The organism is Bacteroides sp. OM05-12 (assembly GCF_003438995.1).
Classification (GTDB): domain Bacteria; phylum Bacteroidota; class Bacteroidia; order Bacteroidales; family Bacteroidaceae; genus Bacteroides.
The window spans coordinates 124,384-149,230 of the sequence record NZ_QSUN01000006.1 but is presented as its reverse complement, the minus strand read 5'-3'; the positions used below and the strand labels follow the sequence as shown (position 1 = coordinate 149,230).

The 24,847-nt window shown below is 40.4% G+C and carries 19 protein-coding genes and 1 other RNA gene; 15 read left to right on the top strand and 5 right to left on the bottom strand.

Translation table 11 applies throughout. The features are described from left to right. Position 1: 1 nt before the first annotated feature. Entirely contained in the window at positions 2–1,225 is a 1,224-nt protein-coding gene (locus DXB63_RS07860; RefSeq protein WP_122125850.1) for an efflux RND transporter periplasmic adaptor subunit, read from the bottom strand. A gap of 20 nt (positions 1,226–1,245) precedes the next feature. Further along, positions 1,246–2,574: a TolC family protein gene (locus tag DXB63_RS07855; RefSeq protein WP_233522824.1), complete on the bottom strand. Its 1,329-nt coding sequence runs from the start codon at positions 2,572–2,574 to the stop codon at positions 1,246–1,248. A 183-nt stretch (positions 2,575–2,757) separates the two neighbouring features. On the opposite strand from DXB63_RS07855, the gene DXB63_RS07850 reads away from it, so the two are divergent. The 9 genes from DXB63_RS07850 (at position 2,758) to DXB63_RS07810 (ending at position 15,780) form a co-directional block, all read left to right on the top strand. Beyond that, positions 2,758–2,979, top strand: coding sequence for a DUF4492 domain-containing protein (locus tag DXB63_RS07850; RefSeq protein WP_122125848.1), 222 nt, complete (start codon positions 2,758–2,760; stop codon positions 2,977–2,979). A gap of 108 nt (positions 2,980–3,087) precedes the next feature. Further along, positions 3,088–4,650, top strand: a complete 1,563-nt coding sequence (locus tag DXB63_RS07845; RefSeq protein WP_122125847.1) for a cytochrome ubiquinol oxidase subunit I — start codon at positions 3,088–3,090, stop codon at positions 4,648–4,650. 20 nt (positions 4,651–4,670) lie between these two features. Then, on the top strand, positions 4,671–5,822 hold the full coding sequence (cydB, locus tag DXB63_RS07840) for a cytochrome d ubiquinol oxidase subunit II (protein ID WP_122125846.1): 1,152 nt from the start codon (positions 4,671–4,673) through the stop codon (positions 5,820–5,822). A gap of 270 nt (positions 5,823–6,092) precedes the next feature. After that, positions 6,093–7,805 (top strand): AraC family transcriptional regulator, encoded by a 1,713-nt coding sequence (locus DXB63_RS07835; RefSeq protein WP_122125845.1) that lies wholly within the window; start codon positions 6,093–6,095, stop codon positions 7,803–7,805. 167 nt (positions 7,806–7,972) lie between these two features. After that, positions 7,973–9,895, top strand: a complete 1,923-nt coding sequence (locus DXB63_RS07830) for a T9SS type A sorting domain-containing protein (protein ID WP_122125844.1) — start codon at positions 7,973–7,975, stop codon at positions 9,893–9,895. A gap of 92 nt (positions 9,896–9,987) precedes the next feature. After that, entirely contained in the window at positions 9,988–12,972 is a 2,985-nt protein-coding gene (locus DXB63_RS07825; RefSeq protein ID WP_122125843.1) for an AsmA-like C-terminal region-containing protein, read from the top strand. A 409-nt stretch (positions 12,973–13,381) separates the two neighbouring features. Then, entirely contained in the window at positions 13,382–14,551 is a 1,170-nt protein-coding gene (locus DXB63_RS07820) for an acyltransferase (RefSeq protein ID WP_122125842.1), read from the top strand. 76 nt (positions 14,552–14,627) lie between these two features. Next, a complete protein-coding gene (locus DXB63_RS07815) occupies positions 14,628–15,230 on the top strand; it encodes a riboflavin synthase (RefSeq protein WP_122125841.1) in 603 nt (200 codons plus the stop codon). Positions 15,231–15,240: 10 nt separating this feature from the next. After that, complete coding sequence (locus DXB63_RS07810) at positions 15,241–15,780, top strand: nitroreductase family protein (protein WP_122125840.1); 540 nt, start codon at positions 15,241–15,243, stop codon at positions 15,778–15,780. Positions 15,781–15,916: 136 nt separating this feature from the next. On the opposite strand, the gene DXB63_RS07805 is transcribed toward DXB63_RS07810, so the two are convergent. From DXB63_RS07805 to rnpB, 3 genes are all read right to left on the bottom strand, one after another. Beyond that, the gene (locus tag DXB63_RS07805; RefSeq protein WP_122125839.1) at positions 15,917–17,059 is read right to left on the bottom strand and encodes a peptidase E; all 1,143 of its coding nucleotides are present in this window, start codon (positions 17,057–17,059) and stop codon (positions 15,917–15,919) included. Positions 17,060–17,065: 6 nt separating this feature from the next. Beyond that, positions 17,066–18,388, bottom strand: a complete 1,323-nt coding sequence (locus DXB63_RS07800) for a YihY/virulence factor BrkB family protein (RefSeq protein ID WP_122125838.1) — start codon at positions 18,386–18,388, stop codon at positions 17,066–17,068. A gap of 34 nt (positions 18,389–18,422) precedes the next feature. Beyond that, positions 18,423–18,774, bottom strand: an RNA gene (gene rnpB, locus DXB63_RS07795) — RNase P RNA component class A. A 260-nt stretch (positions 18,775–19,034) separates the two neighbouring features. On the opposite strand from rnpB, the gene DXB63_RS07790 reads away from it, so the two are divergent. The 6 genes from DXB63_RS07790 (at position 19,035) to DXB63_RS07765 (ending at position 24,826) form a co-directional block, all read left to right on the top strand. After that, complete coding sequence (locus DXB63_RS07790) at positions 19,035–20,567, top strand: trypsin-like peptidase domain-containing protein (RefSeq protein WP_122125884.1); 1,533 nt, start codon at positions 19,035–19,037, stop codon at positions 20,565–20,567. A gap of 155 nt (positions 20,568–20,722) precedes the next feature. Continuing rightward, positions 20,723–21,583: an RNA polymerase sigma factor RpoD/SigA gene (locus DXB63_RS07785; protein ID WP_122125837.1), complete on the top strand. Its 861-nt coding sequence runs from the start codon at positions 20,723–20,725 to the stop codon at positions 21,581–21,583. Positions 21,584–21,726: 143 nt separating this feature from the next. Next, complete coding sequence (locus DXB63_RS07780) at positions 21,727–22,122, top strand: hypothetical protein (RefSeq protein WP_122125836.1); 396 nt, start codon at positions 21,727–21,729, stop codon at positions 22,120–22,122. Positions 22,123–22,140: 18 nt separating this feature from the next. Continuing rightward, positions 22,141–23,349 carry a clostripain-related cysteine peptidase gene (locus DXB63_RS07775; protein WP_122125835.1) on the top strand — a complete coding sequence of 403 codons (1,209 nt, stop codon included), beginning with the start codon at positions 22,141–22,143 and terminating at the stop codon, positions 23,347–23,349. 161 nt (positions 23,350–23,510) lie between these two features. Further along, positions 23,511–24,143 (top strand): peroxiredoxin, encoded by a 633-nt coding sequence (locus DXB63_RS07770; RefSeq protein ID WP_122125834.1) that lies wholly within the window; start codon positions 23,511–23,513, stop codon positions 24,141–24,143. A gap of 287 nt (positions 24,144–24,430) precedes the next feature. Next, on the top strand, positions 24,431–24,826 hold the full coding sequence (locus DXB63_RS07765; protein WP_122125833.1) for a hypothetical protein: 396 nt from the start codon (positions 24,431–24,433) through the stop codon (positions 24,824–24,826). Positions 24,827–24,847: the final 21 nt, after the last annotated feature.

The window sequence follows — 24,847 nt, the reverse complement described above, 5'->3', positions numbered from 1 at the left end:
TTTATTTCTTTTTCTTGTTACTTCCCGGATGGCTCGGCATAAACGGGCTCTTTTCCGTATTTTCATTACCTGACTGCATGTCCGGCATTTCTCCTTCCGGTATGCCGATGCTAGCCTCTGTAATTACTTTTGTCCCTTCGGCAATGCCACTGATTATTTCAGTAACCGTACCGTTGTTGATTCCGATCTCTACAGGATGAGCCGTAAAGGTATTACCTTCCCGAGTCCATAATTTGTTTTCACCCTTGCAGTCTTTGACTATGTCTTCTTTACCGATCAACGGTTCTTCCGGAGTGAAGCGTAATGCTTTGGACGGAACGCCGAGAACATCCTTTTTATCCAATATATAAATGGTTACATTTGCCGTCAGGCGAGGTTTAAGTTTCAGTTCAGGATTTTGTGCAGAAATTACTACTTCATAGGTAACTACGCTCTCGCTCGTTGTGCTGCTGCTACTGCTGCTAGAAGTACTTCCCAAACGGATCTGAGTAACATTTCCTTCAAACGTATCGTTCGGATAAGCATCGACTGTGAAGGTAACGCGTTGTCCTTCCTCCACACCGCCTATATCTGCTTCATCCACGTCGGCAACCACTTGCATCTGGGTCAGGTCGGCGGCAATGGTAAAGAGTGTAGGCGTCTCGAAACCGGAAGCTACCGTCTGTCCCTCTTCCACATCACGACTGATGACTACTCCGTCAATCGGGGAGGTGATAGTAGCGTATGAGAGATTTCGTTCCGCCTTTGCCAATGCAGCTTTGCTGCTATCGAATGCACTCTTCGCCTTCTCGTAGTTGTATAAAGCCTGTTCGTAATCGGTATCGCTGATCAGGGTTTTCTCATGAAGTCCTTTACTGCGTTCATAATTCTTTTGTTGATATTCATATTCCGCCTTGTTGCCGTCGTATGTGGCTTTAGCCGATGCCAGCTCACTCTGCAAAGTTGCTTTATCCATTTCTGCGATAAGTTCACCCTTTGTCACTACAGAATTATAATCCACGTATATCTTGTCGATGATACCGGATACCTGCGTACCTACTTCTACTTCTGTTACCGGTTCGATTGTTCCGGTGGCGGTCACGGAATTGGAGATGTCGGCTTTGCCTACGGTCGCTGTCACATAGGTAATTTTGTGCTTGGCTTTAGAACCTCTGAAGAACCATATACCTCCACCGACCACCACAATCACGGCTAAACCAATGAAGATGATTTTTTTTGTTTTCATATTGTTGCTTGTTTACTATTTTACAAATTAATTTCGTCTCCGGCATAGAAGTGAAGCAGTTTGGCGTTGAGTATTACCATGTATTTAGCTTGTAACTGCTCTTGCTGCGCCGACAGTAAATTATTTTTCTCCGTGAGCAGATCTACGGTATTCTTCATTCCTAGGTTAAACTGTTCGCTCACAAGGTCAAAGCTAGTCTGCGTACTGCGTAGCTTCTCGGTGGCAGCAGCATATTGTTGCTGTGCGCTGTTTGCATCCAACCATAGTCCTTCAATCGTTTTGAACAATATTTTCTGTTGGTTCTGCAATTCAAGCTGACTGCTTTGCTGTTGCAATTTAGCCTTCTGAATAGAACTCTTTGTCTGACGATTGTTGAAAATAGGTACACTCAAAGTAACCCCGATAGAGTTGTTCCATCCATTCTTGACTTGCTCGCTGAAGGTAAAATCACTTCCCGTTGTATGGTTTGTACCGATTCCCGCACTCAAACTGATATTTGGGCGATAACCGGAACGGGCAATGTCAATATCCAGTTTTGAAGTCTCCACACTTAGTCGGCTTGCCTCTATTTCAGGTCGCAGTACCAATGCGGATTTATAAACTTCGCTTTTGCCGGGTAACGGTGAAAGTACATCAGCATCCACCAGTTGAGGGAGTGTCAATTGCATTTCTTCCTCGCCATCTAGTTCGAGAAGCTGTTTCAGTTGTAGCTTGTAGTCCTGAAGGGTAGCCTGAGCCGTGACTAATTGATACTTATCCGTGCTGCACTGAGCTTCCAACTGAGCCAGGTCACTCTTGGCGATACTCCCTGCCGCCAACAGCTCTTTACCACGGTCACGTTGTGCTTCGGATACCTTTAGCGTATTCTCGTTCACCTTTACAGCTTCGGCAGCATAGAGAATCTGCACGTAAGTCTGCGTGATAGACTCCTGAATACTGTTTTCAGATGTAGCTACGTCCAGTTTGGCGATACGGTTGTTCAACTTCTCTTGTTCGATGGTGTTCAGACGCTTACTTCCGTTGTAGAGCGTCCATGATGCATTCAGTCCGTAATTACCGTTGTAATTGGTTTTGTGGCTCGTACTGATTACGTTAGAACCGTCGATGATAGAACTCTGCTCGCTGTAAGGTCGGTTCACTACATTGTGGCTGGTTGAGAATGAAAGATCCGGGAAGAGTGCCGCTTTTGCCGTTTTGGTATCGATCATGCTCTCTTCCATAACTATCTTGTCTTTTTTAATTTGGATGTTTTGTTCCAGAGCGTAGTCTATGCACGAAGCCAAATCCCATACTCGGGTAGAGATACCGTCTTGTGCAACAGCTTTTTGAAAGGAACAAACTATTATCATCGCTATCAATAAAGGCTTTTTCTTCATAATCCTAATTTTGTTGGTATTTTCAACAAAAATAGGTTTGTGTGTGTTATTATACAATATATATATATGTTCGTTAAATTTTTATCGACAATTATTTTGTTTTTATCTATAAATACTTTTAATTTGTACTCGTTACAAATATGAAAAACTAATAAGATGAAAAGTAGTTTACCTGTTCGTATCTACCGTTTTTATGTGGAGGGCTTTCGTCAGATGACGTTAGGCAAGACACTTTGGGCAATTATTCTCATTAAGCTTTTTATTATGTTTTTTATTTTGCGGCTCTTTTTCTTCCCGAATGTTTTGAATCAGAAAGGGACGGAAGAAGGGAAGCAGGAGTATGTGGCAACAGAGTTAATAGAGAGGGGTATGGAGTAGATTCAAATTCATCCTGATGTTTTTTAAAATCATCAGGGTGATTGAATAAAAACATCAAGATGAATTTAAAAAACATCGAGATCATTTAAAACTTAAAATAATATACGTATGATTGAAAACATTGATGCTTCATTGATTGACTGGTCGAGAGCGCAATTTGCACTTACTGCCATTTATCATTGGATTTTTGTCCCGCTCACTCTGGGGCTTGCCGTTATCATGGCAATTATGGAAACGCTGTATGTACGTACAGGCAAGGAGTTTTGGAAACAGACCGCCCAGTTCTGGATGAAACTGTTTGGTATAAATTTCGCGGTAGGTGTAGCTACCGGATTGATTCTGGAATTTGAGTTCGGAACCAACTGGAGTAACTATTCATGGTTTGTGGGTGACATATTCGGTGCTCCGCTTGCCATCGAGGGTATATTGGCTTTCTTCATGGAAGCTACGTTCATCGCTGTGATGTTCTTCGGGTGGAACAAAGTAAGCAAACGTTTTCACTTGGCATCTACATGGCTTACGGGCATTGGTGCTACAATCTCTGCCTGGTGGATTCTTGTTGCCAATGCCTGGATGCAGTATCCTGTAGGCATGGAGTTCAATCCGGATACGGTACGTAATGAAATGGTGGATTTTATGGCAGTGGCCACTTCACCGATGGCGGTAGTTAAATTCTTCCATTCCGTGTTGAGCGGATGGGTATTGGGAGCTGTGTTTGTAGTGGGCGTAAGCTGCTGGTTCCTATTGAAGAAACGTAATAGGGAATTTGCTTTGTCAAGTATTAAAATAGCAGGAATCGTAGGTTTGGTGGCCTCTTTACTATCTTTATGGTCGGGTGATTCATCCGGTTATCAGGTAGCCAAGACGCAGCCGATGAAACTTGCTGCAGTAGAGGGACTCTATGAAGGAGGCAACAGTGTGGGAATTGTGGGAGTAGGAGTACTCAATCCTGATAAAGAAACATATAATGACGGTAAAGAACCGTTTGCTTTTCGAGTGGAAATACCCAGTCTGCTTTCTCTTCTCGCCACCCGTTCGCTGGATGGCTACGTGCCCGGCATCAAAGAGATTATCGAGGGAGGATATGAAATGGCGGATGGAACGAAAGCCCTTTCTGCCGAAGAGAAAATAGAAAAAGGAAAGATCGCTATACAGGCATTGAGTGATTACCGCAATGCAAAGAAAGAAAAAGATGAAGTCACTGCTGAAACTGCTTACCGGACGTTGCAGGATAATGTGAAATACTTCGGTTACGGCTATATTAAAGATGTGAACGAACTGGTTCCCAATGTGCCTTTGAATTTCTATGCTTTCCGTGTGATGGTGATTTTGGGAGGTTACTTTATACTTTTCTTCCTTGTGGTACTGTTCTTTGTATATAAGAAAGACTTGTCGAAAATGAGGTGGATGCAATACGTTGCTTTGTGGACTATCCCGTTCGGATACCTAGCCGGACAAGCAGGTTGGATTGTTGCCGAAACCGGACGTCAGCCGTGGGCCATACAGGATATGCTGCCTACTTCCGCCGCTATCTCCAAACTGAGTGTCGGCTCTGTACAAACAACCTTTTTTATCTTCCTTGCACTCTTTACGATTATGCTGATTGCCGAAATCGGTATTATGCTTCGTGAAATAAAGAAAGGCCCTCAATCGGAACACACAAATCATTAATCCCTTAAATTATAGATGATATGGATGCAACATATATTTTCTTACAGCAATATTGGTGGTTTTTGGTCTCTTTGCTGGGGGCTATATTAGTTTTTCTTTTATTTGTACAGGGAGGCAATTCCTTGTTGTTCTGCTTGGGTAAAACGGACGAGCAACGCTCCTTGATGGTCAATTCCACCGGAAGAAAGTGGGAATTTACATTTACCACGCTCGTCACCTTCGGAGGTGCTTTCTTCGCGTCTTTTCCATTGTTCTACAGTACCAGTTTCGGCGGAGCTTATTGGTTATGGATGATTATTCTTTTCAGTTTTGTGCTTCAGGCAGTAAGTTATGAATTTCAGTCGAAAGCGGGCAATCTGCTTGGCAAGAAGACTTATCAGACATTTCTCGTTATCAACGGAGTGCTGGGCCCGGTATTGTTGGGAGGTGCAGTGGCAACATTCTTTACCGGTTCGGGGTTCTATGTAAATAAAGCCAATATGGCAAATGAATTTATGCCTGTTATCAGTAGTTGGGCAAGTCCGTGGCATGGTTTGGAAGCCTTGTTGAACCCTTGGAATGTAGTGTTAGGTTTGGCTGTATTCTTTCTTGCACGCATTTTGGGTATTCTTTATTTCCTGAATAATATCAAAGATGAAGAGCTGAACAGGAAATGCCGTCGTGCTCTGCGGGGCAATACGATTCTGTTTTTAGTCTTTTTCCTCTCATTCGTTATTCGTACGTTGGTTGCCGATGGTTTTGCCGTAAATCCGGAGACAAAAGAAATCTTTATGCAGCCCTACAAATATCTGATGAATTTCATCGAGATACCGGTGGTGCTCGGCGTATTCCTGATAGGAGTGGTGTTGGTGCTATATGGCATTATCCGTACTTTATTCGGTAAGACTTATATAAAAGGTATCTGGTTTGCAGGTATTGGAACGATATTGACGGTACTGGCATTGCTGCTTTGCGCAGGGTATAACAATACCGCTTACTATCCGTCTACTGCCGACTTGCAAAGTTCGCTTACATTGGCAAACAGTTGTTCCAGCCAATTCACACTGAAAGTAATGGCATACGTTTCCATTCTTGTACCTTTTGTTCTTGCCTATATCTTCTATGCATGGAGGGCGATCGATAAGAAGAAGATAACCGAGAAGGAATTGAAAGACGACGGACACGCTTACTAATGAAAATAATGACAGAGTTGGTATAAACTCTCCATTCTCATTTTATAAAGACCGATGGTTCGCAAATGACGCCAATTGAGCGGATGAAGACGGATTTTATTATCATTAATCCGTTTTAATCATCATAATCGGTGTCATTCGCGAACCATCGGTTTTCTAATCTATTGTTCCTTATATAGGTGAATTTGCTATAAAAAAGCAATATAAATATGGCTTTTTCAAGCTGTTTGTTTATCTTTACCGTGATTTATTCAGCTGAGTGAGGTAAATATGATTAAACTATTCTATATTTTGATTGGTCTGTTTTTAGTGTGTACGGGTATTGGGGCACAGGATAAGATGCTTTATGATTCATTATTGAACCGGGTACAAGATTTATCTGTCGAGCAAGTCATTCAAAAGGGGGATACCTTTCTGGCAAAACAGCATCAGGATACGGCTATTGTACTATATACGATTGCTTTCAGCCGTTTTCATAACGGGATAAGTGAGGAAGAAAAAAAGTTTTGCGCCGTCGGCTATCTTAAAACCGGCAATGTATACTATCTGCAAGGTAACTACACAGATGCTTTGGACTTATATATCAAGGGGTTGAAAATATGTGAATCCTGTAATGATAAGACAGAGTTGATGAAATTCTATAATAATATAGGTAACATCTATTGTATGTTTGATGATTATGAGCGGGGGATAGATTATTATGAAAAAGGATATGAACTTCGCGGACTTTATCCTAATAAAGAAGTGGAAATTAATTTACTTGCCAATCTTACCGGTGTGTGCTGCCAACTTAAAGATACAGAGAAGGCGAGAAAATACTATTATAAATCCGAAGAGATAAGAGAACCGCAAGATACGGTAAAAGCCTATATGTCGTTGTATAATTGGGGATTGATTCTTGTCAGTGAAGCAAAGTATCCGGAGGCTATACGAACTTTCCATAAGGCGGCAGAATTTACCAAAAAAAATCAGATGAGTACGGAATACTTGTGTTCTGTATATGAAGAATTATTCCAGACTTATCAGTTAATGAATCAAGAAGATTCTACCATCTATTATCTCCATTTATGTAATGAACTGGCAGAGAAAAACAATATGATTCATCTGTTTGCCCAAACTTTAAAGGTCTATTCGGATTATTACGATATGAAGGGAGATACGGAGAAAACCCAATATTATAAAAGTAAATATCTCTCTATCACCGATTCGGTGTATAATATGCGTGAGTTCAACCGGATAAGGAATCAGCAGTTTCTTTATGAAGTGGAGAAGACGAATAGGGAAATCTCTAATTTGCATATACAGCAGGAGATGAAAGAGCAGAGAATACGACTACAACAGAAGATTCTTACCGGAATCTTGGTGGGGTTGATCATCATATCGTCACTGCTGATTGTGATGTACAGACAAAAGAAGGAAATACAGAAATCCTACCGCGACTTATTCAATATGAATAAGAGTGTGATCGCTTCTGAGAAGTATAATAAAGATCTTCGCCTGAAATATGAACAGAAGATTAAGGTTCTGCAACATGAACTGAATCAATCCCAAAGTCAGGAAAGCGGGGAGGTACACAAAGAAGGTTCAAGTGATGCCAAATATCAGGCAAGCAAGCTGAACGATACTCAAAAGCAGGCATTGATAGAAGCAATTCAGGATGTTATGGAAAATACCAAGGCATTCTGTGAGGATGATTTCTCCTTGGAGAAGTTGGCGTCTTTGATAAACTCCAACAGCAAATATGTATCGCAGGTTATCAATGAAACTTATCAGAAGAATTTCAGTAACTTCATAAATGAATATCGAATACAGGAAGCATGTGTTCGTCTGATGGATACGGCCAAGTATGGCAACTATACCATTCAGGCCATAGCCGAGAGTGTAGGGTATAAATCTCATTCTTCATTTATCAAGGTATTCAGAAAGATAACCGGTATTCCTCCTTCCATTTACCAGAAAATGGCTAGAGAACAGCTTGATTAATTGTCAATTCAAGAATTGACAATTATCGCATTTGGATAATGAATGCGATTTCTTTAGGTTTGCAATGACTAATTGCAATAAGATCTTTTATCCTGTTAAGATCATGTCACATAATTAACAGGCTGAGTTTGAATGAATACGTTTAACAATCTAATTATTGATCAGGTATGAGAAGAACAATTTTACTTTTAAGTTTATGTCTTGCAGTATCAGTCTTTGCACAAAATAAGAATGATAAGAGACCGCATCGGTTAACGAACAAAGTTGCTGTTGAGAGGAAAATACAAAAAATAGAAGCTCCGGTTCCATTTATGGAAAGAGCATTTTCTGTTTCGTCTGCCAAAGCCTTGAAAGCTAAAGCGTCCATTGAAGCAAACAGAGCACAAGAAAAGTATAATATAAATGGCTGGCTTGAGTCCGGAACTGTAAGAGCCAATGCGCAAAGTGATTCTAAGGAACAGATAGATAGCGTAGTAATGCATAATAATGCCAATCAGAAAGTAAGCCGACAGTATTTTATATATAATGACCAGCACTGGTCTATAAAACGCATTAATTCTCTTTGGGATGCATCTACTTCTTCATGGGCAGAAGTGGAAGTCTATACTTTCGCAAGAGATGATGAAGGCTATGTGCTGTCGCAACAGTTGGTATATCCGGAATGGAATGAAGGTTCAAAAGAAGAATTCGTATATGAGGTAATTAATGGAATGAAACTGGGTATCTCCTGTACTATTTCTTATATGCTAGACGGAGTGTGGTTTTATGATTCAAAAGAAGAATATAAATATGATAATCGAGGCAATATTTCCGAACAAGTAATTCTCATGTATGATCCGGATGCATCCGAATGGATTCCATCGGATAAGTTAATAGCCGAATATGATGAGAAAAACAGACAGAATGCTTTTGAAAGCTATTATTGGACCGGTATGGAATGGGAAGGGCTGACAAAGCAATATTTCGTATTTAATAATGATGGTGATACGGAATTATATTTACAATATTTATGGGCTCCGGCAACTAAGGACTGGTTTTGCTATTATAAACTTGAAAATGTTTTTGAAAATGGAAGAATCGATATGCAAACAGAATCCTTTTGGAATAAGACAAAAGGAGATTGGAGTGGAATTGAAGAATATAATGGTGTAATGATGTATTGCGGTAAGACAACATTTGAGTATGATGATAAGGGAAGGGAAATATATGAATTGTATCAGATGAATAAAGAAAACGGTTGGCAGAAGGAAGTTGATATAGAAAAAACATGGACTGAGACAGACAAAGGCGCTAACCTATCTCAAAAGATGTACTATTATACATCTGCTGATAACAAAGAGTTTAGAAAAGATCTTTGGGTAGAATATAATACTTTGGGCCTTGAAACTTATGTTATTGAGAAACATCTGATAGACGGTGTATGGACGAGCTTATATGAAGAAGCATACTCTTGGGATACAGTCGGAAATTTGCTAGGTTCCCAATATTGGGAGTATGTGGATGGACAGAAATTGGCTTATATTGCTGAAGAGTATGTTTATGATACCGACAATAATGTGATTGAATCCCATCATGCTTTCGGACAGGGAACAGGTGCGGATGACTGGATAAATGTAAGCAGGTTTACATACATTTATGAAAATAATGTGAGAATAGAAAAAATGGCTTATATGTGGAATGAGGATCATTGGATTGCTAATTGGGGAGAAGGTATGAAATATGATTATTCCATACTTAATTCCGATTTGATATTGCCAACGGAATTGGCAGATAAATATAAGATCATTGAAGCTTATGATTATGTGGGAGCAGGTACTGACTGGGAGGTTAATACATTTGTTTACCATTATTCAAAGGATGGAGTTTCCAATCTTACTAATGTTAATGAGAATGCGTTCTCTGTATATCCCAATCCGGTAGTAGATGTTCTTTCTATCAATTCCAACGAAGATGCCGAGATTAACGTATATAGCGTGCAGGGTGCTAAGCTAATCAGCACAGTGGGACGTCAGGTTAATATGTCGAACTTAGTCGCTGGCTTCTATATTGTAGAAGTGAATGGTACAAGAATGAAGATTATGAAGAAATAAGAGTGACAGGTAACAAAATGTGATAAAAAGGAAACCGGATTTTCATAATCCGGTTTTTCTTTTTTAATTTTGCGCCTTATTACTATATAAAAATGAAAAAGCAGCTTAAAAAGACTATTAAAATAACAGCAATAACACTAGCGTCTCTATTAGTTTTGGTATTCGTAGCCATTGCCATTGCCATAAACTTCGTGTTCACCCCTGTCAAACTCACTCCGGTAGTGCTGGATGTGGCAAATAAATCCATGAATGCGCATTTGGATATGAAGAGTGTAGAGCTGACGTTCTTTTCCACTTTCCCGAAGTTTGGGTTGAGAGTAACAGACGGAACACTCGTTTCAAAATCGCTGAATGATACACTGTGGAATAAAAAGGACTCACTGCTCTCTTTTAAAGAATGTATAGTGACGGTCAATCCCGTTGCCTATCTGTCAAAGAATAAAATAAGCATCCACAATATCTCGTTGGAGAATGCTTCCGTCTATGCTTTCAGGAACAAGGAAGGGAACAGTAACTGGGACATCATGCTGCCGGATACCGTGACGGTACAGGAAGATACCACCGCCACAGCTAAGTTTGATGGCGATATAGATATTAAGAATGTAGAGTTGAAGCATGCGAATCTGATTTTTGAAGACCGTGATACAAGAGTGTATGCCCGTTTGGAGGATGCTAACCTGAAGGTGAAAGCTTCTCTTACCAAAAACTCATCTTCGCTCTACCTTGATTTCGATAATAAAAATATTCTTTTCTGGCAGGAAGGTCAGTTATTGGTCAACAAAGTGGCTACATCCGTAAAGACGGATATAAAGGTAGACCGCAACACGATGACATGGACATTGAAAGACACACGTTTGTCGGTCAATGGGATAGAACTGGATGCTGGGGGAACAATGAAACGTGACACTGTGGCCAAAACGGTGGATGTAGATATAAAGTACAGTCTTCATGCACCCTCCGTAGAGACGGTGCTTGCCATGATACCGGAATCCGTCGTAAAGAAAGAGAAGGTGTCTGCCAAAGGAGAAGTAAAGGTGGAAGGAACATTGAAAGGATTGTATGGAGACAAGAAGATTCCGGTAGTTTCTCTCAAGGCTCAGATTATAGAGGCTTCGGCGAAATATGATAAATTGCCTTACGGGATTGATCATCTGTCGGCGGATTTCTACGCTTTTGTAGACTTGATGTACGAACAACCTTCGTATGTAGACTTGAAAATATTCCGCTTTCAAGGTGCGCATACCGATATATTGGCAGATGCGAAAGTAGAGGACCTGTTCACAGATCCGAATATCACGTTCAATACCAAGTCCACCGTAGATCTTACTGCCTTGTCCAAGACTTTCCCGTTGCAGGAAGGGGTGAGCATCAATGGCAAGCTGGATGCCGACCTGAAATTGAAATGCCGCCTTTCTTCTTTGAAGAAGCAGGATATAGGCCGTATCAACCTGAGAGGCAAGCTCAACTTGCAAGGATTTGAACTGAAAGATGCTAAGAAGGATTTCGACTTCACCGCAGATGCTTCATTGGGTTTCCATGGTGATAATACACTGGCGGCTAAGGCGGAGATACGTCACTTGGTGTTACAATCCAAGAGATTATCTTCTACTGTCGAAAAACTATCGGCACGCATTAAGACGACTAATCCGCAGGATACTACACGTATTGTAGAGTTGAAATGTGATTTCGGAATGAATAAGATGAAGGCTTCTATGGGTGATTCCCTCTTCGTGTATAGTGGTAAGACTACCGCTAAAATGACCATCGAACCGGGTAAAGCGGATGTTACGAAGCCGCTTATCGGGCTGTCAATGGAAACAGATTCGCTGTTCTGTCGGATGAATAAGACTAAGATGGGGTTGGATGTGGCAGGCTTTAAGATTCGTGCGGAGAAGGTACGGGATTCTGTCTGGACGCCCAAAGGTGTCATCGGGTTTAACCGTTTGTTTTTCTCCACTCCGGAGTTTGGTTTACCTATCCGTATGAAGAAAACGGCAGTGACCGTGGGGGATAAGAAGATTACGCTGAAAAATGCTTCCATGCGTATCGGTAAATCCAATTTGAAAGCAAGCGGCTCGGTAGCCAATCTATATGGAGCGATGAAGAAAGGGGATATGCTGGATGCTAATCTGGAAATAACTTCGGATATGTTGGATTGCAATCAGTTGATTAACGCGCTCTCTTTCCCGGAAGACACATTGCAGGTTGAGACGGACACTGTGCCGAGTGATTTGAAACTGTTTGTGATACCGAAGAATATTGATTTTGAATTGCAGACGAACTTGAAGAAGGTTGTTTATGAGAAGATGGTGTTTGAGAATGTTCACGGTGATGTGGATATCCGTAATCAGGCGGTTCATCTCAAAGATTTAAGTATGCGGGCATTGGAAGCGGAGATGAAGACGGCGCTCGTTTATCGTGCCGCACGTAAATCGAGAGGATATGCAGGCTTTGACTTTAGGATAAAGGATATAAACATAGGCAAGTTGGTAGACTTTATCCCGGCGTTGGATACGGTAGTGCCGATGTTGCGCTCATTCAAAGGGCTCGTTAATTTTGATGTAGCGGCGGAAGCGGTATTGGACTCCAACCTGAACATCAAGATACCTTCACTGAAATCTGCCATCCATATCAAAGGAGACAGTCTTGTGCTGATGGATGGGGAAACCTTTGCGGAAATATCCAAAATGTTGATGTTCAAGAATAAGAAAAAGAATGTATTCGACAGTGTATCGGTCAATATAACCGTAAAAGACGGTAATGTCACCGTTTATCCGTTTATAGTGGAAATAGACCGTTATAAGGCAGCCGTAGGTGGTCAGCAAGGTTTGGATATGAATTTCGATTACCATATCTCCATTCTGAAATCACCGTTGCCGTTCAAAGCCGGCGTTAACATCACGGGCAATCTGGATAAGATGAAGTTCCGCATAGGTAAAGCTAAATACAAAAATGCGGTGACACCTACCGAAATACATAAAGTAGACAGTACCCGAATGAATATGGGCGAACAAATCAGCAGTAACTTTAAGAAAGTGATGCAAAGAAGTAATCGACGCAGAAATGTTAATCGGTAAATTGCAACTATTAAATCATGTTATAAAACATGCGTTTTCGAGCACGAAACTTGCAGTTTACCGGAAAATCACTACCTTTGCATCAGTTTTTCATAGTATTAGATTTTAAGGTTAACAAAGGTTGGAGTCAGGCGTGACTCCTTTTTTATTTTATATACTCCCGTTCCGCTCATCCTGAATGTCTTATTCATCGAATCGTTTCACCATGCCCATCCTTGCGTTTTACCAAGGTAAGCCTGTCGTTTGACCATGCTTAAACGACAGGTTGCCCCGGGTGAAACGAATCGACGATACCGGAAGTTATATTCTAAAACATAAACGAATAGCAGCGGCAATACTTGGTTTGAATAGGAATATATGATAACTTTGCCCGCTCAATATTAACAATAGATATTAGGCATAAAAGGCAATGACGACAACCTATTTGGCATCTAAGCCTCGTTACGAGATACTGGACGGGCTTCGCGGTGTGGCCGCAATGATTGTAGTAGCTTACCATTTGTTTGAAACGTATTCTGCAGGACCGGTTTATCAACTCTTGAATCACGGTTATCTGGCGGTGGACTTCTTTTTCGTACTCTCCGGTTTTGTTATCGGGTATGCGTATGATGACCGTTGGGGGCGGATGTCGTTGAAAGACTTTTTCAAGCGACGGTTGGTACGTCTGCATCCGATGGTGATAATGGGTACATTGATCGGTGCCGCGCTGTTCTATTTCGGTGCTTGTTCCGTCTTCCCTTCTATAATGGAAACACCTTGGTGGAAAGTAATCCTGATGCTCATATTGGGTTGCCTGATGATTCCTGCCATAACTGCGTGGGACATTCGCGGATGGACAGAGACCAATTCGCTGAACGGGCCTACATGGTCGCTGATGTGGGAGTATATAGCCAATATTTTATATGCTTTGTTTATCCGTCACTTCTCGAAGGTGGCCTTGGGAATCTTTGTCGCTTTGTCCGCCTGTCTCACCATTGATTTAGCCCTTAATATAGATGTATTCGGAGTGTTGGCTACAAGGGAGTATGCAGCATATACGGTCATTGGCGGTTGGAGTATAACTCCCACTCAGCTATATATCGGAGCCTCCCGATTACTTTATCCATTCTTTATGGGATTGCTTCTTTCTCGCGTCAACAGGCTGATTACGATAAAGAGAGGTTTCTATTGGTGTTCGCTCCTTGTAGCGGCCATTCTTGTGATGCCGCGTATCGGCGGAGAAACAAATATGTGGATGAACGGTACTTATGAGGCTTTCTGTATCCTTATTATGTTTCCGTTGATCGTAATCATGGGAGCGGGGAGCAAGGTGACGGGTAAACGTTCTGTAACAGTCTGCAAATTCATGGGAGAAATTTCCTATCCTCTTTATATCACGCACTACCCGTTGATATATATGCAAGTAGCTTGGGCAAGCAATCATCCGGACGCACCGCTTGGCGTGCATATATTCCTTGCGGTTTCCATCTTCTTCCTGGCCATCGGTATAGCTTATGCTTCTCTTAAACTGTATGATGAACCTGTACGCGAATGGTTAAAGCAGCATTGGTTACTGGCCGGCAAGCGCAAAAAAATATAAAAGGCAACGTCTTTCTCGTTTTTTCTTTGTATTTTTGATATTCGTATAATTAATAACTCATTAAAATTAAGACACTATGTTCTCAGGAATTGTAGAAGAATATGCAGAAGTGGTTTCAGTCGTAAAAGACCGTGAAAACCTGCACCTTACCATGAAGTGCTCATTTGTCAACGAACTAAAAATAGATCAAAGTATATCACACAACGGTGTTTGCCTGACCGTTGTCAGCATGACGGAAGATACCTACACTGTAACGGCAATGAAAGAAACGATCGACCGTTCCAATATCGGTTTGTTAAAGGTAGGCGATAAAGTGAATGTGGAACGCAGCATGATGATGAACGGACGTTTGGACGGGCATATTGTGCAAGGACACGTAGACCAGACGGCTGTATGCACGGAAGTGAAAGATGCCGATGGCAGTTGGTATTATACTTTTAAGTATCGCATGGATCCGGAGATGGCAAAGCGCGGTTACGTGACGGTAGACAAAGGTTCGGTAACTGTAAACGGGGTGAGCCTCACTGTATGCAATCCTACGGATGATACATTCCAGGTGGCAATCATTCCTTATACTTACGAACATACGAACTTCCACGCGATACAGGTAGGAAGTGTGATAAATGTAGAGTTCGACATCATCGGGAAGTATATCAGCCGTATGATTCAATTCAATTAAATGAAACAATATGAATGATTTCTTGTCTTTGGCCAAAGCACGTCAGAGTGACAGGGCTTATGATACGACTCGTCCGGTAGAGGCGGAGAAACTTGAACGCATTCTTGAAGCGGCATGCCTTGCCCCCTCCGCCTGCAATGCACAGCCTTGGAGGTTTGTGGTGATAACCGATTCTGGTCTCTCGGAGAAAGTTGGCAAAGCTGCTGCCGGACTGGGAATGAATAAATTTGCCGCTACTGCTCCCGTACATATTCTCATCGTGGAAGAGTCGGCCAATTTCACTTCTATTCTCGGCGGAAAGGTTAAAGACAAGCATTTTCCTTTGATAGACATCGGCATCGCGGCCGCACATATCTCATTGGCGGCAGAAGATGAAGGGTTGGGCTCCTGCATACTCGGTTGGTTTGATGAAAAAGAAATCAAGAAGTTGACAGGAATCCCTTCTTCCAAACGGTTATTGCTGGATATTACAATCGGTTATCCCGTAAAAGAGAAAAGGAAGAAGTCAAGAAAGGATAAAGAGAAAGTCATTTCTTATAATAAGTATTAGTAAGAGATTGTTTAAGAAAATGTAACAAACTTGCTTTTAAAATAATTTATTAGGCACTGATTGTTAAGGGATAACTAAATAGAAACCCCATAATCAGTGACTAAAGGAAAAATGTATAAGTTTTTAGATCGTTCTTTTAGTTAGACATATTGAATTTTTCTTTTGCTCTTTTTATTATGGTTTGAGCTTTTTCTCGAAATGTAATTTCACATTCTAAAAGAGTTTCGCCTCCTATATCTTCACCCATACTTGTCCATGTGCCATTGTGATTATAAAAATACCATAAGCTATAGAGTCCCATAGAGTTTAAGTAGGTATCATTTACAATTCCTGCTATTTGATCGTTATAGGTAAAAGTCTTTTCTATTTTTATATCAGGAACTTGTGTTTTATTCTGATATATAGTCTTGATTTCGGAAGCGTATGCCTCTAAAGGAGTTTGTTCTTTATACTCTGATATTTCGCTTATTCTTTTATTAATTGATGATGATTTATAGGAGTTTTCCGGAAGTGCATTATTTTGTAGCAGTATTCTGGATTTAACTTTTTCTGATTTTACTTCCCCATTTTGCACACAAATATAGAATGAATTGTGTTTATCACTTTGACTTACGAAATCTACTGCCTTTCCATTCTTAAAAAGTATTCCTGCTTTTTCGTCAAGAGCATATCCGGAATGCATTTTTTGTTCCTTTATCATTTGATGATATAATTCCTTCCGTTCGTTTTGGTCATAATGAGGGCAAGTACTGTAGGGAAGTAAGTTTAGTCCATCCACACAGCTCAATTTCACGGGACGAGAATCACTAATTCCATTTATAAACCAACATATAGCTCCTGCACTCCCTCCGGCTAAGATTATACCTTTGTCTAAAGCTTTTTTTAAAATGTGGTCAATGCCTTGTGCTTTCCAAATACCAAGCATATTCAACGTATTGCCACCTCCAACAACAATGGCATCCGAATGCATAAGTATATCTTCGAATGATTTGTTGTTTTCAGAAGAACTTACCCAAACTTTAAAAACAAGTGTGTCTATTCTTAATTGAGTACAGATTTTCTCCCAAAGTTTAATATTATCCGCATTGTCTCCGCTTGCTGTTGGCAAATAACAAAGTCTAGGATTTTCTTTTTGGGTTAAGTTAACTATGTACTGAGTGAATTTTAAGTTTATATCTCCTCCCCAAACAAAGATCGTTTTTTCTTGAGCATTTAAATAATTTATATTTAGAATAGCCAAGAATAAGGAGAATAGGTAAACTAAAAATTTGATTTTCATATTATTTTATAAATCTTTTAATAGAATCTTGCTACTGCTCCTATAATATTCTTCCTTGGCATGCATCAGTGCGGCCCATTGTCCGTGAAACTCCTTGTCCCGGTCTACTTTAAAGTCTTCCGATCCGTACGTATCCAAGCGATCGAGCAATAAAGCCACGTTCATTTGATTAATGTCCATCGAAGGTAAGAAAACCGCAGCATTGCTCTTGGAATCTTCCGTTACAACTTCATGGATGAGATGTATCTCCTGCAACTGATAGAGCACTTGATGAACCAATCGGATAGGAATCTGGTGTTCCAATGAGATTTGTTCCGCTGTATAAGGCTTTTCGTTATGCTCGAAACGTTTGCAAATGAGTGACATAATCAGAAGACAGATAAAGTCCCGGTAACGACGGCTGATATTCTTAGTATCTTTCTCAAAGTTGAAATTCTTAATATTCTGTCCGGCATAAGTAAGTTCCGCGCCGAAAAGACAGATCGTCCATGAAATCTGCAACCATAAAAGGAACAACGGGATGGCGGCAAAACTACCGTATATCGCATTGTACTTGGATACCCATATCTGGCTACCGATATATAAGTATTGGAATGCCTGATAAGCCGAACCGGCAATCACGCCGGAGATAAGAGCATATTTTAGTTTGACTTTCGTGTTCGGCATGAAAACATATAGTCCGGTGAACATTAACCAAGTAAGAACGAATGGGATTAACCTTACAAGGAATTTCAGGATAGGAGCGAGGATAACAAAATCATCCATATACTTCACCATTGTACTCATAAAAATGGAAAGCCCCGAAGAGATGACAATCAGCAAAGGCAGGAGAAGGAACATGGAAAAATAATCGGTAATCTTACGGTAAATACTACGTCCTTTCTTTACTTCCCAGATACGGTTGAATGTTATTTCTATGTTGGATACCAGATTGATGACCGTCCATAGCAACATTACCAAACCGATACCAATAAAAACTCCGCTTTTGGTATGACTTAAATAAGAATCGACCATTTGAAGTAATGCTTCCACCGCTACACTTTGCCCTTCCAGTCCTCCGCGAAACTCATTCTCCATCAGGTTGGAGAAACCGAACCCACGGGCAATGGCAAATATAATGGCAAGAATCGGAACAATAGAAAGCAAGGTACTATAAGTCAAGGCAGATGCTTTGTTCATAATCCGGTCTTGCGTGAACCGTCGGATAGAGATAATGGAAGTCTTTATAATGAAATATATCGAAGAACGTCCCCGGCTAACCTCATTTTCCGTAATCCTCCAAATATCGTAGGTTACGAATGTCCAAAGCCTTTTTATTTTTTCGTTCATTGGTATTTATATATATAATGTATAGATACAAAAGAAAAGCAGTCGGTCTGTAAGCCGAGTTCTGTTCCTCCCGAAAGAGGTGTCTGTCATTTATCTGGATTCAATGTCACCATTAAATTCTAGCGGTCTACCCTCCGACATGGGGCGAGCAACCCTCATGGCGCCGGTTTACATGACCTTACAACTCCTAAGACGCACGGCTCGATGTGTCACCACCCGACCGGTGGGCTCTTACTCCACCTTCTCACCCTTACCTCCGAAGAGGCGGTTATTTTCTTCTGCGTTACTCTACTCTCGCGAATAGCTTCCCGTTAGGAAGTAGGATGCTCTGCGTTGCCCGGACTTTCCTCATACATAAAAATGCAAGCGACAGACCGACCGACTGCTTTATTCTGCAAAAGTAGGGAAAATAAATGAATTAGGCTCTCAAACTGCCAAAATTAAAATGCTAAATGGCAGTCATAGATAACGAATGTAAATTTGGCAGATTCTGCCGTTAACCGCTGTTAAGCCCCTATTATCCTCTGTTAAAAGATAGCAAAAAAGAATGACAAGGAGAATAACCGAACAGAATTTGTTGTTATTTTAACGTCAGTAAGTTAAATAAATGCCTAATATTAACAATTTAACGAATAAAAAGAATTATATGAAACAGAGTGCAAAAACAATTTTGGGAGTCGGTCTTATTTGCATGGCAATCAGTGCAGGAGTAGCCGGCATTACAACTTATTCCATGATGAAGCCGGGTCAGGAAAGCCAGTCTTTCAATGAAATGTTTCAGCAAAATCCGAACGTAAAGTTGGCAGCTTTCGATGCGGTGAATGCACAGCCGGTAGATTTGACACAAGCAGCGGACAATTCTATTCATGCTGTTGTGCACATTAAGGCAAAACAAACCTCAAAGGTGGAAACAGTTCAAAACGCTCCGGATATTTTTGATTTCTTCTTCGGTGATGGGCGCGGACGCAGTCAGCGTGTGCAGACTCCGGAAAGAGTAGGATTTGGTTCAGGTGTTATAATTTCTAAGGATGGATATATTGTTACTAACAATCACGTAATTGACGGTGCGGACGAAATAACCGTGAAGTTGAATGATAACCGTGAGTTCCAAGGACGTATCATCGGTTCCGATCCGAGTACGGACTTAGCGCTTGTGAAGATTGAAGGGGATGACTTCCCAACTATTCCTGTGGGTGATTCCGATGCCTTAAAAGTAGGAGAGTGGGTATTGGCAGTCGGTAACCCGTTCAATTTGACTTCTACCGTAACGGCAGGTATCGTGAGTGCAAAAGCACGTAGTATCGGTATTTATAATGGTGGCGTAGAGTCATTCATTCAGACGGATGCCGCTATTAATCAGGGAAACAGTGGCGGTGCCTTAGTTAATACACGCGGAGAATTGGTTGGTATCAATTCAGCCCTTGCATCTCCAACAGGAGCTTATTCAGGATATGGTTTCGCTATTCCTACCAGCATTATGACGAAAGTTATCGCTGACTTGAAGCAATACGGAACGGTACAACGCGCATTACTTGGTATCAAAGGCGGTTCATTGGGAGGTGACGGTGCTATGTCCGATCAACCGATTGACAAATCCGGTACTACTTTAGCCGATAAGCGCAAGGAGCTTGGTGTTGTTGATGGTGTTTGGGTAACAGAGATTGTGGAAGGCGGTTCTGCTGCAAGTGCAGATATTAAAGTAAACGATGTCATTGTCGGTTTAGACGGTAAGGCAATCAAGAATATGCCTGAACTTCAGGAAGCTTTGGCTAAACATCGTCCGGGCGATAAAGTAAAAGTGAAACTTATCCGTGATAAGAAAGAAAAGACGGTTGATTTGACTTTGAAGAATGAGCAAGGTAATACGAAGGTGGTGAAGAGTGTTGATATGGATATCTTGGGAGCTGCATTCCGTGAAGTCCCCGCTGATTTGAAGAAACAATTAAACCTTGGTTACGGTTTGGAAGTAACAGGTGTAAATGGTGGAAAGATGGGTGCTGCCGGTATTCGCAAAGGATTTATCATCCTGAAAGTGAACAATCAGCAAATGCGTAAGGTGAGCGATTTGGAAGATGTATTGAAAGCTGCTTCTAAATCTCCTGATCAAGTATTGTTCATCACCGGAATGTTCCCGTCCGGTAAACGTGCCAATTACGCAGTAGACTTATCACAAGAATAGTTCAATAGGTATAATAAATATAAAAAGGGTGTCGGCAGTACATAGTCGGCACCCTTTTTGTCCTGTAGATTAATAATAATATAGAAAAAGTTGCGTTATAATTGGGATAAAGAATAATTTGTCGTAACTTTGCACTTCAAATTTGTTTTATAAGAATGAGACAATTAAAGATTACCAAAAGTATCACTAACAGAGAGAGCGCTTCTCTTGATAAGTATCTACAGGAAATTGGTCGTGAAGACCTTATAACCGTAGAGGAAGAGGTAGAACTCGCTCAACGCATCCGTAAAGGTGACCGTGTGGCACTTGAGAAACTTACACGTGCAAATCTGCGTTTCGTTGTATCTGTGGCTAAACAGTACCAAAATCAAGGCTTGAGCTTACCCGACTTAATTAACGAGGGTAATTTAGGACTGATTAAAGCTGCCGAGAAGTTTGATGAAACACGTGGGTTTAAGTTTATCAGTTATGCTGTATGGTGGATTCGTCAGTCTATTTTGCAGGCTTTGGCAGAGCAATCTCGTATCGTCCGTCTTCCGCTTAATCAGGTTGGTTCGCTGAATAAGATCAGCAAAGCATTCTCTAAGTTCGAGCAGGAAAACGAACGTCGCCCGTCACCTGAAGAATTGGCAGACGAACTGGAGATTCCCGTAGACAAAATCTCTGATACATTGAAAGTATCCGGCAGACATATATCTGTAGATGCTCCGTTTGTAGAAGGGGAAGACAATAGTCTATTGGATGTGTTGGTCAACGACGATTCGCCTATGGCAGACCGTTCGCTCGTTAATGAATCTCTTTCGAAGGAAATCGATAGGGCTCTTTCTACGCTGACCGAAAGGGAGAAGGAAATTATCCAGATGTTTTTCGGTATTGGAACTCAGGAAATGACGTTAGAAGAAATCGGGGACAAATTCGGACTCACACGTGAGCGTGTCCGCCAGATTAAGGAAAAAGCAATTAGAAGATTAAGACAAAATTCGCGTAGTAAGTTGCTCAAATCTTATTTAGGGTAATAGGAAAAATCGCTTTCTTACATTCTTTAAAAGGTATAAAGGAGGTTTATGTCGATGGCATACCTCCTTTTTTTATTATTTATCTTTTACCTTTCCGTATTTTTCGTACATTTGCAAATCAATTTATTATTAATGACTTAAATATGAAGAAGCTAAAGATAGTTCTTACCATTTTATTGGTACTTTGTGTTTGTTCTTTATCTGCAAAGAAAAAGAATGATAAGCCGGTATATGCATTTGGTATTTCCGAATCGTTTACGGACTCCATTGTCTATAATACGAATATACAGGTAATTGATAGTGTATACTTAGATGCAAACGGCTTTCTACCGGCTCGTGACTCGTATGCTTATCAGTTAAAGAACTATTTGGAAATCAATAAGGAGTTGACAGACCGCACTTGCATGATTTTCTTCAATACGGATATGAAGAAGCTGACAAAAGAGTTTAATAAAGTTGTTGCCCGTTACAAGAAAAAAAATGTAATCGTTCAGTCCATCAAACCTGAAGATTTCAAATTTACAAAACCGGAAGAGTAGTGTCTGAATAATAATCGTATGACGAAGAAACTATTATTACCATTTTTACTGCTTGCATTCCTTTTTGTATCTTGCGAGAAAGAAGGAACATTGCTTCCTGAACCGGAACCTGAAATTGCCGAACGCACCGTTCTGGTGTATATCATGGGACAAAATTCTCTCAGCGGTTTCATCCAAGCTGACGTAGATGAGATGAAGCAGGCGGTGGCAGCAGGTGCTTTGGGTGATAATAATAGATTGATATTATATATTGACGATTATAAGAAACCACGTTTGTTACGCCTAAAGCGTTCTCCTTCCGGAGAAGCAGTTTGCGATACTATTAGCAGGTATAACGAACAAACATCTGTGGATGCAGATCAGATGCGCAGTATTTTCACAGAAACATTTAAGAAATTCCCTGCAGACAGTTACGGTTTAATCCTATGGTCGCATGGAGATGGATGGTTGCCCGATGAATCCCGTAGTAAAAAAGTAATTACGCGTTGGATTGGAACGGATGACGGGAATAGCGGACCTAAAATGGAGATACCGGAATTGGTTAGCGTATTGAAGCAATTTCCGAAATTTGAATTTATATTCTTTGATGCCTGCTTTATGCAATCCATAGAAGTTATTTATGAATTACGTAATTATACTAAATATGTTATTGGCTCACCGACGGAGACTCCGGGTCCCGGCGCACCATATCAGTATATGATAGCTCCCCTGTTTGAGAAAGAGTGCAATATAGAGAAATTAATCAATGATTATTTTAGTTATTATACGGATGGCAGAGCGGTGACGAATGATGAATGGCCGTATGGTTGCGCTATCTCGGCTATCAAGTGTGAGAATCTGGACGCTTTGGTTGATTTTACGAAAAGTATTATTACTGCACATACTGATTATTTAAACAATCCGAATATTACCGATATTCAGAAATATGACCAAAGAAGTTTGTGTCGCTATTATGACTTGAATGGTTTTATCAAATCTGTTGCTTCTGAAGAAGAATATTTGCAATGGAAGTCATTATTAGAAGAATGTGCTCCTGCTGCTTTCCAAAAGTCATCACCAAAGTGTTATTCTGCATACATTGGCAGGGAATTTAAAGTTGACCTTACTCAATATAGTGGAATCTCTACTTATATCATGCAACCGAAAGACAGTTATGCTTCTTTAAACTCTTATTACAAGTGGCTTGAGTGGTATACTGTTTCCGGTTGGAATCAAACAACTTATTAATTCCCTCATCTAAAATTACCGTTAGAATCACTTCATAGATGTTGTCTATAATCCCATAAATATTACCAATTGTTATAATTTGGCGAAGAACAATCGCATACCTACCTTTGTTGCATAAACAAAAACAATAGGATTATATTAATAATTTAAAATTAAAAGGTATGAGATCATTAATAGGAAGAAAAGCTCCGCATTTTGAGGCAACAGCAGTAGTAAACGGAAAAGATATTGTTTCAGACTTTTCTTTGGAACAGTATATCGGTAAGAAATATGTGATATTCTTTTTCTATCCAATGGACTTCACGTTTGTTTGCCCTACGGAATTGCATGCTTTCCAAGAGAAGTTGGCAGAATTTGAGAAACGTAATGTTGCCGTAGTCGGATGCTCCGTAGATTCCGAATATTCACATTATTCATGGTTGCAGATGCCAAAGAAAGAAGGAGGTATTCAGGGAGTGACTTACCCGATTGTATCCGATTTCTCTAAATCTATTTCGGAAAAATTCGGAGTATTGGCAGGATGCTATAAGCCGGATGATTCCGGAGAATGGGTTTGTGATGGTGCTCCGGTAGCATATCGTGGTTTGTTCCTGATAGATAAAGAAGGTAACGTTCGTCATTGTGTCATCAATGATTTACCGTTGGGACGTAGTGTTGATGAAGCCATCCGTGTTGTGGATGCTCTACAGCATTTTGAGGAATACGGTGAAGTTTGCCCTGCCAACTGGAGCAAAGGCAAAGATGCCATGAAAGGTAGTACCGACGGTGTGGCAGATTATTTGAGCCATCATTAATCACTTGTCCCTTTCATAATAATATATTGAAATCTAAATTTTAAACGTCCGTAGGTTTATCTAAAAGCCTTCGGGCGTTTTTTCTGTCTTTATCATCGAATCGTTTGCCCAAGGGAAAACTTACGTTTAACCATAGTGATCCTGTCGTTCACCCTGGCCCAACCTGTCGTTTACCCTTGGTTAAACGATTCAACGATCAGTATTGTTTTTAAAAATATTTTATCGTTTATAGTTGGTGTATAAGAATAATGTGTTACATTTACCGAATAAACTAAAAATAAAACATTATGAAAAAAAGTATTTTGTTATTATGTGCCGTGCTTATGACTTTCTGTTTTAATGCTTGTGATGATGATGAACAGGTTGTTTATCCTTATACCTATGGAATTACAGGATATGCTTCATCTGGATTACAAGATTTGACTCTAATCACAACGTATCTTAAAGGAAAAGGTTGTTTTATGGACTATAAAACATTTACCGGTAAAAATGTAGCAGAAATAGATGCTGCCGCTAAAACTGATTTTGCAGAGTATGCAAAGAAGATAAGTGTAGATGAAATAAAACAATTAGGTTTGGCAAAAGGCTGTACTTTTGAATATTCTGTAAGTAGAAGTAAAGATCCTAAAGTAGCAGGTTCAGGCGCAGTTATAATTGATAAATTCAGTTACGTACAGGAATAAAATATTTCTCATAAAAGTAAT